Here is a 12,055-nt window from a genome sequence, read left to right as displayed (position 1 = left end):
CGCCAGACCCGTCCACCGTCTCCACCCCGTCGAACGAGGTTCGCGCCGTGAAGTTCTCCTTCCGCCCCACCGAGGGCGCCTTCTACGAGCTGTTCAGCCGGGCTGCTCAGAACCTCGTCCGGGGCACGGAGTTGCTCAACGAACTCGCCCTGCCCGGCGTGGACGTGCAGTCGGTGAGCGATCGTTTGACCGACGTCGAGCACGACAGCGACCAGATCACCCACGATCTCTACAAGAAGATCAACTCCACCTTCATCACGCCGTTCGACCGCGAGGACATCTACTCGCTGGGCTCGCAGCTCGACGACGTCATGGACCACCTGGAGGCGGTCGGCAACCTGCTCTACCTGTACGGCCTGACCGAGCTCCCGTCGCTGCCCCGCGAGATGCACGAGCTGGTCAACGTCCTCGACCAGCAGGCGAAGATCACCGCCGACGCGATGCCGAAGCTGCGCTCGATGAAGGGTCTCGAGGAGTACTGGATCGAGATCAACAGGCTGGAGAACGACGGCGACCGGGCGTACCGGATGCTGCTCGTGCGCCTGTTCTCGGGCGAGTACGACGCGCTGACGGTGCTGAAGATGAAGGAGGTCGCGGACGAGCTCGAAGCCGCCTGCGACGCCTTCGAGCACGTGGCGAACACGGTCGAGACCATCACGGTCAAGGAGTCCTAGACCTTGTCCCCCGAGCTCATAGCGGTCCTCGCGGTGATCATCGCCGCGATGGCCTTCGACTACACCAACGGCTTCCACGACGCGGCGAACGCCATCGCCACCAGCGTCAGCACCCGCGCCCTCACGCCGCGCATCGCGCTGGCGATGGCCGCGGTCGGCAACTTCATCGGCGCGCACTTCGGCGCGGGGGTCGCCAAGACCGTCGGCGACGGCCTGGTGAAGCTGCCGACCGGCATCCCCAGCCTCGGCGTGGTCTTCGCCGGCGTCGTGGCGGCCATCTGCTGGAACCTGCTGACCTGGTACTTCGGCCTGCCGTCGTCCTCGTCGCACGCGCTCTTCGGCGGCCTGGTCGGCGCCACGTTCTTCGCCGCCGACGCCACCATCGAGTGGGGCACTATCGTCGAGAAGGTCCTCATCCCGATGGTGGCCTCGCCGTTCGTCGGCTTCCTGCTCGGCTTCATCGTCATGGTGGCGCTCATGTGGGCGTTCCGCCGCGGCCAGCCGGGCAAGCTCAACCGTGGTTTCCGGGTCGCCCAGACCATCTCGGCGGCGTTCATGTCGGTCGGGCACGGCATGCAGGACGCCGCCAAGACCATGGGCATCATCGTGCTGGCCCTCTACACCGGCGGATTCCAGAGCAGCGCCACGCACATCCCGTGGTGGGTCTTCTGGACCTCGGCGGCCGTCCTGGCGGCGGGCACGTACGCCGGCGGCTGGCGGATCATCCGTACCCTGGGCCGCAAGATCATCGACCTCGGCCCGGCGGAGGGCTTCGCGGCCGAGATGGTGGCCAGCTCGGTGCTGTTCTTCAACGCCCTCGTGCTGAAGGCCCCCATCTCCACCACCCACACGATCACCTCGGCGATCATGGGCGTGGGCGCCACCAAGCGCCTCTCGGCGGTCCGCTGGAACGTGGCCGGCAACATCGTCATCGCCTGGGTGACCACGTTTCCGGCGGCGGCGGGCATCGCCTGCATCGTCTACTTCTGCGTACGCCCGCTCTTCAACTGAGCTGCGTAGCGTTGCCGGCGCGCCGTCGCGCACGCCCGCTCTTCAACTGAGCTGCGCAGCGTCGCCGGCGCGCCGTCGCGCTCCGAGCGGGACAGCGCAGGCACGGCCGGGCATCGGCTGACCCGGGCGAACCCCGGGTCAGCCGTGGAAGTCCGACGCCAGCGACACGTTCTCGAACCGGCGAGCGGCCAGGTCGGCACGGGTGATCATGAAGTAGAGGGTGGCGAGATCGGTCTCGAAGTCGTCGCCGACCTCGTCCGGCCCCAGATAGAACTGGGCCAGCAGGACGTCGGTCTCCGGCGGCCCGACGGGAACGCCCAGCCCGCCGGTGTTCGACGTGCCGTACCCGCCGAGCAGAACGACCCGCTCGCCGCTGCGATCCTCATACCCGAGATCCCACACGATCTCCGAGTAGGCGTCCTCCTCGGCGGCCGGTGCCTGCTCGTAGGCGAGGCTGTCGGAGGGCTCCTCGGGCAGGCTCCAATCCGCCGCCGCGTACAGCGGGAAGCGCTCGTAGCCGCCGTCGGACGGTTCGGCCTCGGCGACCGCCGCGCCGGCCGGCACGTGGATCACGCGGCCGACCATGGTGACCGGGCCGGGCACCGCGAGGAACACGAGCGTGCCGTCGCGGGGCAGATCGAGGTCGACCCCTTCGCGGGGAAGCGCGGCCAGCTCGATCGAGGCCAGGTGGACGTGGCGCTCGGGCCACCCGGCCGAGGATGGCAGCGCCGGCCTGCCGCCGAAGTAACCGGCCACCGGCCCGCCGCCGTCCCTGTTGAGCGACAGGCAGGGGCGCGCGAGCCGCAGCCACCGCTCGATGGTGCCGTCCGGCATGCCCTTCTTGCGCGCCGCGGCGCGAAACGCTTCCAGCTCATTCACGCGCCGCAGTGTGGCAGAACGGCTCCACTATGGATCAGGCGCGCTCCCCGTAGGCGACGCCGATCTGGGAGCGGATGGTGTCGGTCAGCGCCATGATCTCCAGGGTGGCCCGGTGGGGCATGAGCGGGCTCTCCGTGAGGCCCTCGGCGAGGCAGCGCTGCACCTCGATCGCCTCGAACTGGTAGCCGGTGCCGTCGAACGGGACGTCGAAGGTTTCCGGGTCGGCGCCCGCGCGGGTCAGGGTGAAGGAGCGGGGGACGAAGAAGCCCGGCGGCAGGTCGATCCGGCCGCGGGTGCCGGTGATCGCGGCGGCGTTGCGGGACTGGCCCGAGATGCTGCAGGTCAGGGCCGCCACCGCGCCCGCCTCGTAGCCGAGCAGGATGCCGGTGGTCTCGTCGACGCCCTCCGGGGTCAGGTGGGCCCAGCCGTGCGTTGTGGCCGGGTCGCCCAGGATGAGGTGGGCCAGGTTGAGCGGGTAGACGCCCAGGTCGAGCAGGGCACCGCCGCCGAGGCGCGGGTCACGCAGCCGGTGCGTCGCCTCGAACGGGCCCTGGATGCCGAAGTCGGCGTGCACGGTGACGACGTCGCCGATCGCGCCCTCGGCGATCAGGGCCTGGATGCGGCGGACCGCCGGGTTGCAGCGCATCCACATGGCCTCCATGAGGAACAGGCCGCGCGTGCTCGCCTCGCTGATCAGCCGCGCCGAGGAGGGCCGGTCCAGGGTCATCGGCTTCTCGCACAGGACCGCCTTGCCGCCCTCGAGGCAGGCCATCGCGGCGGCGTGGTGGAACGCGTGCGGGGTCGCCACGTAGATCACGTCCACGTCGGGGTCCGCGGCGAGTTCCGCCCAGGAGCCGTGGGACCGGGCGAAGCCGTGGCGCTGCGCGAAGGCCGCGGCCGCCTCGGGGGTGCGCGAGCCCACCGCGGCCAGTTCGGCGCCGGGCACGAGCGGAAGATCGGATGCGAAGGTCGCGGCGATGCCGCCGGTCCCCAGGATGCCCCAGCGCGTGGTCGTCATGATCGCCACCGTATCCCCGGAAGGCCGCCGGCGGGAGGACGGGCGGCTGCCGGATCGCGGTGGGCCGCTCGGCGGGAGGACGGCTACCGGATCGCCGCGGGGCCGGTGGTGGGAGGATCGCGGGGTGAGCCGTGTGATGCCGTTGCCCCCCGCCCTCGTCCAGCCGGCCCGCGAGTTCCGCGGCAGCCCGGCTCCGGCCCGCGCCGCGGCCACCGTCGTGCTCCTCGACCCCGGAACCCTCGACGTGTACGTCCTGAGGCGTGCCACCACGATGGTCTTCGGCGGCATGCACGCGTTCCCCGGCGGCCGCGTCGACCCCGGCGACCGCCCCGAGACGATCCGGCCGGACTGGGCCGAGCGGCTCGGCGTGCCGGACGAGCAGGCCCGGGCGGTCGTCGGCGCGGCGGCGCGGGAGCTGTTCGAGGAGGCCGGCGTGCTGCTGGCCGGGCCGGTGGAGCAGCCGGACCGCACGGTCGGTGACGTCGGCGGCGAGGAGTGGGAGGCCGATCGCCGGGCCGTGGCCGCCCGCGAGCTCACCATGGCCGAGCTGCTGGGCCGGCGCGGGCTGCGGCTGCGCGACGACCTGCTGCTGCCGTGGTCGCGCTGGATCACGCCCGAGTTCGAGCCGAGACGCTTCGACACGTGGTTCTTCGTGGCCCTGCTCCCCGACGGGCAGACCGCACGGGACGTGTCCGGGGAGGCCGACGCGACCACCTGGATCAGCCCGGCGGCCGCCGACGGCCTGGCCATGCTGCCGCCGACGCGGGTGACACTGGACGAGCTGTGCCCGTACCGTCGCATCGAGGATCTCGTGGCAGCGAGCGGGCAGCGAGACGCCGCCGTGCCGATCCTCCCCGAGGTGGAGCTGACCGGCGACGGCGGCGCCGTCGTGCGGATTCCCTAGCCGAACCGACCGGTGATGTAGTCCTCGGTCTTCTTCTGGGCCGGGTTGCTGAAGATCTTCTGGGTGTCGTCGTACTCGATGAGCCGGCCGGGCTCGCCGGTCTTGTCGATCGAGAAGAAGCCGGTCTTGTCGCTGACCCGGGCGGCCTGCTGCATGTTGTGCGTGACGATGATGATCGTGAAGCGGTCCTTCAGCTTGAACATCAGGTCCTCGATCGCCAGCGTCGAGATCGGGTCGAGCGCCGAGCAGGGCTCGTCCATCAGCACGACCTGCGGCTCGACCGCGATCGTACGGGCGATGCAGAGCCGCTGCTGCTGGCCGCCGGAGAGGCCGGCGCCGGGCCGGTTGAGCCGGTCCTTGACCTCGTCCCACAGGTTCGCCGACCGCAGGGACTTCTCGGCGGCGTCATCCAGGAGCGACTTCTTCCGTACGCCGTTGAGCTTCAGGCCCGCGACCGCGTTCTCGTAGATCGACATCGTCGGGAACGGGTTGGGCCGCTGGAAGACCATGCCGATCATCCGGCGTACGGCGGTGACGTCGACGTCGGAGTCGTAGATGTTCTGGTCGTCGATGGTCAGCCGGCCCTCGATGCGGGCGCCGGGCAGCACCTCGTGCATGCGGTTGACGGACCGCAGGAACGTGGACTTGCCGCAGCCGGACGGGCCGATCAGGGCGGTGATCGTCTTCGGCTCGACGGTCATCGAGATGTTGTCGATCGCCTTGAACGAGCCGTAGTAGGACGAGACGTTGCTCGCCTCGATGCGCTTGGCCATGGGGGACACCTCTTACCTCAGGACAGCCGGTTGCGGCGGGCGAGCAGCTTTGCTGCGATGGTCAGGAGCAGGACCAGGGCGACCAGCGTCAGCGCTGCCGTCCAGGCGCGGTCCGGCGCGTACTTCGAGGCGTCGCCGGCCTGCTGGTAGACGAAGAGCGACAGCGACGACTGGTTGCCGGCGAACGGGTCCATGTTGATGGCCGCGGCGCCGCCCGCCACGAGCAGCACGGGCGCCGTCTCGCCGGCCGCGCGGGCCACGGCGAGCATGATGCCGGTGACGATGCCGGGCAGGGCGGTGGGCAGGACGACCTTCAGGATCGTCTTCCACTGCGGTACGCCCAGCGCGTACGCCCCCTCGCGCAGCGGGCCCGGCACGAGCCGCAGCATCTCCTCGGTGGACCGCACGATCGTCGGCAGCATCAGTACGGTCAGCGCCAGCGAGGCCGCGAAACCGGAGAAGCGCGGCGTGCCGTCGTTGAACCACGGGCTGACGATCAGCACCCAGAACGCCAGCACGAACAGGCCGGCCACGATGGACGGGATGCCGGTCATGACGTCGACGAAGAAGCGGACCGTGAGGGCGAACCGGCCGCGGCCGTACTCGACGAGGTAGATCGCGCCGAGGACGCCCAGCGGCACCGCCATCAGGGTGGCGAGGCCGACCTGCTCCAGCGTGCCGACGATGGCGTGGTACGCGCCGCCGTTCGGGTCCCGGGCGCCGATGTTGTTCATCGACGAGCCGAAGAAGTCGCCGTCGAGGCGGGCGGCGCCCTTGGAGACGAGCGTCCACACCACCGAGGCCAGCGGCAGGACCGCGAGCAGGCAGGCGGCGTAGATGAGCGAGCGCCAGGCCCGGTTGCGCGCCGAGCGCTTGCCCTCGATCCGGCTCGCCCCGAAGTAGAGGCCGGCCAGGTACAGGACGACGCCGAAGGCGATGACGAGCACCCAGTTGCCGAGGCCGAGGCCGTAGACGACCGCGGCCGAGAGCAGCAGCGCCAGGACGGCGATGCCGAGGTCGGCGACGACGGGCAGCTTGCGGGCCCGCAGGTGGTCCGGCGTCATCACGACGCCCGGGGATTCTCTCTCGAGCAGACTCATTCCGTGTCCACCTTTGGCATGTCCTCCTGGCCCTCCACTCGCAGGCTCGCTCCGGTGCAGTCGGTCATGCTGGTCCTGATGGGCATGTCCTCCTGGCCCTCCACTCGCAGGCTCGCTCCGGTGCAGTCGGTCATGCCGCACTGTCCCGGAACTCGCGGCGGCGGTAGATGATCGCCCGCGCGGCCATGTTGACCACCAGGGTGATGGCGAAAAGCACCAGGCCGGAGGCGATCAGCGCGCCGCGGCCGGTGGCGTTGGCCTCGCCGAACGTGTTGGCGATGTTCGCGGCGATCGAGTTGCCGCCGCTCTGGATGATGTTGAACGAGATCGTGAACGTGGTGCCCAGGGTGAGCGCCAGGGCGATGGTCTCGCCGAGCGCGCGGCCGAGGCCGAGCATGACCGCCGCGATGACGCCGGGCTTGCCGTACGGCAGCACCGCGGTGCGGATCATCTCCCACTTGGTGGCGCCGAGCGCGAGGGCGGCCTCCTCGTTCATGCCCGGGGTCTGCTGGAAGACCTCCCGGGACAGCGAGGTGACGATCGGCAGCACCATGATGGCCAGCACCAGGCTGCCCAGCAGGATCGAGCGGCCGAACGGACCGTCCCCGCCGAAGACCGGCAGCCAGCCGAAATACTTGTTCAGCCACACCGAGAAGTCCTGCACCGGCTGGGAGAAGACGTCGCGCCCCCAGAGGCCGAACACCACGCTCGGTACGGCCGCGAGCAGGTCGATGACGAAGCCGAGCGGGGTGGCCAGCCGCTTCGGCGCGTAGTGCGACAGGAAGAGCGCGATGGCCAGGGCGATCGGCACCGCGACGAGCAGCGCGATGACGGAGCTGAGCAGGGTGCCGAAGGCCAGCGCGGCGATGCCGAACCGGGGTTCCGCCTCGTTGGGGAACCAGGCCTTGTAGGTCAGGAAGTTCTCGGTGTTCGCGCTGAGCGCCGGCACCGCCTTGCTGACCAGGAAGATCGCGATGGCGACGATGATGACCAGCACCATCGCGCCGGCGGCCGTGCTGAGGCCCCGGAAGCCGGACTCCATGGAGAAGCGGGCCTTCGTGGGCAGCGCACCCCCGCCACCCAGCGGCGGCCGGTTGCCGAGGCGGTCATCGGGAGGGATCGGCGGTACGCCGGGGCCGGCGGACCCGGCGTGACGTGATGTCACACCCGGTCCGCCGGCGTTGGCGTTCGCCGAGCGGGAGGGGAAGTCACCCATTCGCTCGCTCGCTGTCGTCTAGGAGGGGGTTCCGGGGGTGATTCAGGCGATCTTCGCGACCGAGGCCTCGACCTTGCTGCGGACCGACTCCGGCAGCGGGGCGTAGCCGAGCTCGGCGAGCGCGGACTGGCCGCCGGTGCTCGCGGTGTAGCTCAGGAAGCCCTTGATCGCGGCGGCCTTCGGGCTGCCCTTGCTGCACGCGATCTCGTACGTGACCAGGACGATCGGGTACGCGCCCGCCTCCTTGGTGGCGTAGTCGATCTCGAGCTTCAGGTCGTCGCCGGTGCCGGCGATCTTCGCGCCCGCGATGGTCTTGCCGGCGCTCTCGCCGGTCAGCTCGGTGTACTCACCCGCGCCGTTCTTGATCTTCGCCTTCTTCAGGTCGCTGTTCTCGGCGAAGGAGAGCTCGACGTAGGAGATGGTGCCGGCGGTGCTCTTCACCAGGGAGGCGACGCCGTCCGACTTGTTGCCGCCGGTGCCGCCCGGTGCCTTCCACGCCTTGGCGTTGCCGAAGGTCCAGTCCGCCTCGGCGGTCTTGCTCAGGTACTTGGTGAAGTTGTCGGTGGTGCCCGACTCGTCCGAGCGGTGCACGGCCTGGATCGCGGTGGCCGGCAGCTTCGCGCCCTGGTTCTCGGCGGCGATGGCCGGGTCGTTCCACTTGGTGATCTTGCTGCTGAAGATCTTGGCGAGAGTGGACGCCGAGAGCTGGAGGTTGTCCACGCCGTCGACGTTGTAGACGACCGCGATCGGGCCGGTCACCATCGGCAGGTTGAGCGCCTGGCCGCCGGGGCACTTGGCGTCCGCCTGCGGCTGCTCGTCCGGCTTGAGGGCGGAGTCGGAGCCGACGAAGTCGGCGGTGCCCGCGATGAACGCCTGGATGCCGGCGCCGGAGCCGGTGCTCTCGTAGCCGATCTTCGCGTCGGCGCACTGACCCTGGTAGGTCTTGATCCACTCGTCCATCGCGTTCTTCTGCGCGGACGAACCCTGCGCCGTCAGCTGTCCACCGGCGCAGTTGCTCGAGGCCGCCGAGGCGCCCCCGGCCGCCGGGCTGTCGGTGTTGTCGGAACCGCACGCGGCCAGAGCGAGCGCGGTCGTCAAGGCAATGCCGGCAACGTAGTACCGCTGGAGCTTCACGGTTTTCCCTTCGCATGAAAGTGCATCTCCGGGCTCCCGTGTCCCGGCCGGCCGAGGTCTCATCGGCACACCCGGAAAGCTAAGAGGGCGAGGTGACCGGCTTCCCGGGGCTAAATGAACGAAGGGTGAACGGTTCGGCGCCGGTTCGTAGCCTTTGGCTGAGGAGGGGTTGTCCGTTACGTGAACCGCGGGGCTCCTGGCCGGAATGTCCAATCATTTCCGTTAACCTGGCGGGTTCCGCGTGGCGCGCGCCACTGGCCGCTCCGGCCGAAATGGCGGCGGTCGGATCGGGCGGTTCAGCGGTGGTGATGGGCTCGAGCGGTCAGGCCGTGGTGGGCTCGGGGCGGGCCGGGCTCGGGCGGGGCTCGGACTGGGCTCGGACTGGGCTCAGGCCGGGCGGTGGTACTGGACGTCGGTCGAATGGATCTCGAAGCCGAGGCGGCGGTAGAGGGCCACCGCGGCCGTGTTCGACTCGTCCACATAGAGCAGGGCGTGGCTCAGCCCCTGGGCCGCGAGGTGGCGCAGGCCGGCCACGCTCAGGGCGGCGCCGAGGCCTCTGCGGTGGCCGCCCGGGTCGACGCCGAGGACGTAGATCTCGCCGATCGCCGGGTCGGCGCCCTCGGCCGGGTGGATCTTGGTCCAGTGGAAGCCGAGGAGGTGGCCGTCGGCGGGGTCGACCGCGAGCAGGAAGCCGGCCGGGTCGAACCAGGGCTCGGCGAAGCGCAGGCGGAGGTCTTCCCTCGTCCAGCGGCCCTGCTCCGGGTGGTGTGCGAAGGCGCGGGAGTTGACCCCCAGCCACGCCTCGTCGTCGGCGCCGGGCTCGAAGGCGCGCACCCGGACGCCGTCCGGGAGGGGCACGTCGGGCAGGTCGGCGAGCGGGCGGCGCATCTGCCACAGCACGCGGGTACGGGCGAAGCCCAGCTTCTCGGCGAAGGCGCGGGCGGACGGCTCGTCGCCGTGCGCCCAGAACAGGCGTTCGCCGGGGCCGGTGGCGGCGATCAGCGCCGTGCCGTGGCCGCGGAGCCGATGCTTGGGGTGCACGACGAGCTCGCCCGCCGTGCCGGAGAGGTAGGCGTAGCCGGCCAGCTCGCCGGTGTCGGCGTACGAGAGCAGGTGCCGGTGCGTCGTGCCGCGGAGGCCGAGGAGACCGTCCTCCGACAGCGGGCTGACGCCGTCGGCCTCGTCCGCCGCGACGGCTAGCGCTTGCACGCCGGCCGCCTCGGCGGGGGTGAGCCAGTCCGTGGACCGGACGTCCGTCATGGAGGGCGGGCTCAGACCGGCAGCGAGACGGGCTCGTTGTCCGGCAGCTGGCGGCCGGTCGGCGGCACCACGAACTTGTAGCCGACCTGGCGCACGGTGCCGATCATCGATTCGTACTCGGAGCCGAGCTTGGCGCGCAGGCGGCGCACGTGCACGTCGACCGTGCGGGTGCCGCCGAAGTAGTCGTAGCCCCAGACCTCGCGCAGCAGCTGGTCACGGGTGAAGACCCGGCCGGGGTGCTGCGCCAGGAACTTGAGCAGCTCGAACTCCTTGTAGGTGAGGTCGAGCGGCCGGCCCTTGAGCTTGGCGGCGTACGTGTCGGGGTCGATGTTGAGCTCGCCGGCCCGGATCGAGCCGCCGGCGCCCGCGGTGGCGTTGGTCAGGCGTCCCACGGCCAGCCGCAGTCGGGCCTCGACCTCGGCCGGTCCGGCGCTGGCCAGGATGACGTCGTCGACACCCCAGTCGGCGTTCAGGGCGATCAGGCCGGCCTCGGTGACGACGGCCATCAGCGGCACGCCGATGCCGGTCGCGTGCAGCATCCGGCAGGTGGCCCGGGCCTCGGAGAGCTCCGAGCGGGCGTCGACGAGCACGGCGTCGGGGCTCGGCCCGGACACCAGCGTGCGCACGTCGCGAGGCGCGGTACGCACGGAGTGGGGCAGGAGGTCCAGAGCAGGAAGCACAGCGGAGGTTTCACCCGCGCGCGCTGTCACCAACAGGAGGATTTCCACACTCACCTCGATCCTCGCGGCAGAGCCGCTTCGGGTGACCCGGTCTGCGCGGCTCAGGGCTCGCGCAACCGGAGGGTCTCGTCCCGGCGTCACCGACGGGTGGGCTGGGGATACCTTAACCGATCCAGCTCCCGGATCACCCTGTCCGTCACGCCGAGAGATGTGATGAACGCCCCCGAGGTGACCGAACGGCCGATCCGTAACCGGCCGTTCACCCGAACAACGCTCACGCAGCGCCGCCGCGCGACCGCGGGGAGCCCTGCGCCGCCGCGTGACCGCGGGGAGCGCGATGAGGACGAAAGCGGCTTGGTCTGGCACCATCGCAGGCGTGTTCCCCTCCACCCCGCGCGACAGCGAAGCCTGGGACGACGACGTCTCCCGGGAGATCGCGCGCTCCGCGCCGGGCCGATCGTCGTCCGGCTTCTACGCGGGGGCCCCGAAGAAGGATCCGAGCATCGGGCGCCGGGAGGAGCACGACGACGAGGAGGAGTTCGAGGAAGAGGTCCCGGTCGCGCCCGTGCGGCGGGAGCTGTCGCTGGCCATCGCCGGCTTCGCGGCCCTGCTGGGCGTGGGCCTGATCCTCGGCGCGCAGACCGCCGGCCCGGACGCGCGGCTGCCGTACGCGATCGTGATCTTCGGGGTGCAGCTCCTCTACGTGCTGGCCTTCACCATGGCGATCCGGCCTCCGGCCTCCGGGATCGTCGCGGGCGTCTCGGTGGTGGCCGGCCTGCTGGCGGACCGGGTGGCGGTGACCACGGAGCCGGCGGGCATCCTGCCGCTGGTGTACGTGACCGCGGGCGCGTTCGCGGCGGCCGTGATCGGGCAGGCCGTCCGGGGGGCCGCCTCCCGCACCCAGTTGCGCGACGCGCTGGGCGGCACCTTCCTGATCGTGCTGGGCGTGGTGTCGTTCCCGCTGCTGATCGTGCTGACCCGCCGGCCCGTCGGGACCCAGGCGGTGCTGGTCTGCCTGATCGCGGTGGCGCTGTCGCTGCTGATCGCGCACCTCACCGACGCGGTCTGGCCCAAGCCGCGGATCGCCGCGCAGGTGCCGCGGGGCGCGACCGGCGTCGTGCTCGGCGCGATGCTGGGCACGCTCGCCGCCGCCGTGCTGGGCAGCGTGATGGTGCTGCCGTTCACCCCGGCCAAGGGCGCGCTGCTCGGCTTCGTGGTGGCGGGCATCGCCGCGCTGGTCGACCTGGCGGTGAACTACTCCGAGGCGGGCCGCAACATGGCCGGCGACGCGCCGACGTTCTGGGTGGCGCGGCACATGCAGGGGCCGCTGGGCGCGTTCGCGTTCACGCTGCCGGCGACGTACGCGATGACGGTCTTCGTCCTGTCCTGACCGCCCGTCCCGCGGC

The 12,055-nt window shown here is 71.1% G+C and carries 12 protein-coding genes; 4 read left to right on the top strand and 8 right to left on the bottom strand.

What is annotated here, in order from left to right; translation table 11 throughout:
* Nucleotides 1-47 precede the first annotated feature (47 nt).
* Both CLV70_RS16490 and CLV70_RS16485 read left to right on the top strand, forming a co-directional pair.
* Entirely contained in the window at nucleotides 48-674 is a 627-nt protein-coding gene (locus CLV70_RS16490) for a DUF47 domain-containing protein (RefSeq protein ID WP_106127399.1), read from the top strand.
* A gap of 3 nt (nucleotides 675-677) precedes the next feature.
* Nucleotides 678-1,685, top strand: a complete 1,008-nt coding sequence (locus CLV70_RS16485; RefSeq protein ID WP_106127398.1) for an inorganic phosphate transporter — start codon at nucleotides 678-680, stop codon at nucleotides 1,683-1,685.
* A 138-nt stretch (nucleotides 1,686-1,823) separates the two neighbouring features.
* On the opposite strand, the gene CLV70_RS16480 is transcribed toward CLV70_RS16485, so the two are convergent.
* A complete protein-coding gene (locus CLV70_RS16480; protein WP_106127397.1) occupies nucleotides 1,824-2,564 on the bottom strand; it encodes a DUF1963 domain-containing protein in 741 nt (246 codons plus the stop codon).
* Nucleotides 2,565-2,598: 34 nt separating this feature from the next.
* Nucleotides 2,599-3,582 carry a Gfo/Idh/MocA family protein gene (locus CLV70_RS16475; protein ID WP_106127639.1) on the bottom strand — a complete coding sequence of 328 codons (984 nt, stop codon included), beginning with the start codon at nucleotides 3,580-3,582 and terminating at the stop codon, nucleotides 2,599-2,601.
* A gap of 136 nt (nucleotides 3,583-3,718) precedes the next feature.
* Here CLV70_RS16475 and CLV70_RS16470 point away from each other — a divergent pair, with 136 nt between their 5' ends.
* Nucleotides 3,719-4,486, top strand: coding sequence for an NUDIX hydrolase (locus CLV70_RS16470; protein ID WP_106127396.1), 768 nt, complete (start codon nucleotides 3,719-3,721; stop codon nucleotides 4,484-4,486).
* On the opposite strand, the gene pstB is transcribed toward CLV70_RS16470, so the two are convergent.
* The 6 genes from pstB to CLV70_RS16440 all read right to left on the bottom strand — a co-directional run bounded on the left by pstB (nucleotide 4,483) and on the right by CLV70_RS16440 (nucleotide 10,703).
* On the bottom strand, nucleotides 4,483-5,259 hold the full coding sequence (gene pstB, locus CLV70_RS16465; protein WP_106127395.1) for a phosphate ABC transporter ATP-binding protein PstB: 777 nt from the start codon (nucleotides 5,257-5,259) through the stop codon (nucleotides 4,483-4,485). The two genes, CLV70_RS16470 and pstB, sit on opposite strands and share 4 nt — an antisense overlap.
* Before the next feature lie 17 nt (nucleotides 5,260-5,276).
* A complete protein-coding gene (gene pstA / locus CLV70_RS16460) occupies nucleotides 5,277-6,359 on the bottom strand; it encodes a phosphate ABC transporter permease PstA (RefSeq protein ID WP_106127394.1) in 1,083 nt (360 codons plus the stop codon).
* Between the two features lie 130 nt (nucleotides 6,360-6,489).
* On the bottom strand, nucleotides 6,490-7,575 hold the full coding sequence (gene pstC / locus CLV70_RS16455) for a phosphate ABC transporter permease subunit PstC (protein ID WP_106127393.1): 1,086 nt from the start codon (nucleotides 7,573-7,575) through the stop codon (nucleotides 6,490-6,492).
* A 42-nt stretch (nucleotides 7,576-7,617) separates the two neighbouring features.
* The gene (gene pstS, locus CLV70_RS16450; RefSeq protein ID WP_106127392.1) at nucleotides 7,618-8,709 is read right to left on the bottom strand and encodes a phosphate ABC transporter substrate-binding protein PstS; all 1,092 of its coding nucleotides are present in this window, start codon (nucleotides 8,707-8,709) and stop codon (nucleotides 7,618-7,620) included.
* Between the two features lie 387 nt (nucleotides 8,710-9,096).
* Nucleotides 9,097-9,969 carry a mycothiol synthase gene (mshD, locus tag CLV70_RS16445; protein ID WP_106127391.1) on the bottom strand — a complete coding sequence of 291 codons (873 nt, stop codon included), beginning with the start codon at nucleotides 9,967-9,969 and terminating at the stop codon, nucleotides 9,097-9,099.
* Between the two features lie 11 nt (nucleotides 9,970-9,980).
* On the bottom strand, nucleotides 9,981-10,703 hold the full coding sequence (locus CLV70_RS16440; RefSeq protein WP_211303791.1) for a winged helix-turn-helix transcriptional regulator: 723 nt from the start codon (nucleotides 10,701-10,703) through the stop codon (nucleotides 9,981-9,983).
* 322 nt (nucleotides 10,704-11,025) lie between these two features.
* Between CLV70_RS16440 and CLV70_RS16435 the strand changes: the two genes are divergently transcribed.
* Nucleotides 11,026-12,039, top strand: coding sequence for a hypothetical protein (locus CLV70_RS16435; RefSeq protein ID WP_106127389.1), 1,014 nt, complete (start codon nucleotides 11,026-11,028; stop codon nucleotides 12,037-12,039).
* Nucleotides 12,040-12,055 lie beyond the last annotated feature (16 nt).

This window comes from Pseudosporangium ferrugineum (assembly GCF_003002065.1).
GTDB lineage: Bacteria > Actinomycetota > Actinomycetes > Mycobacteriales > Micromonosporaceae > Actinoplanes > Actinoplanes ferrugineus_A.
The sequence above is the reverse complement of the archived record's forward strand: the minus strand, read 5'-3'. Positions and strand labels throughout refer to the sequence as shown.

Excerpts from the sequence above, each read along its gene's own strand:
- mshD (WP_106127391.1), bottom strand. The coding sequence starts at position 9,969 with ATGACGGACGTCCGGTCCACGGACTGGCTCACCCCCGCCGAGGCGGCC.
- CLV70_RS16470 (WP_106127396.1), top strand. The coding sequence starts at position 3,719 with ATGCCGTTGCCCCCCGCCCTCGTCCAGCCGGCCCGCGAGTTCCGCGGC.
- pstB (WP_106127395.1), bottom strand. The coding sequence starts at position 5,259 with ATGGCCAAGCGCATCGAGGCGAGCAACGTCTCGTCCTACTACGGCTCG.
- pstA (WP_106127394.1), bottom strand. The coding sequence starts at position 6,359 with ATGAGTCTGCTCGAGAGAGAATCCCCGGGCGTCGTGATGACGCCGGAC.
- CLV70_RS16475 (WP_106127639.1), bottom strand. The coding sequence starts at position 3,582 with ATGACGACCACGCGCTGGGGCATCCTGGGGACCGGCGGCATCGCCGCG.
- pstC (WP_106127393.1), bottom strand. The coding sequence starts at position 7,575 with ATGGGTGACTTCCCCTCCCGCTCGGCGAACGCCAACGCCGGCGGACCG.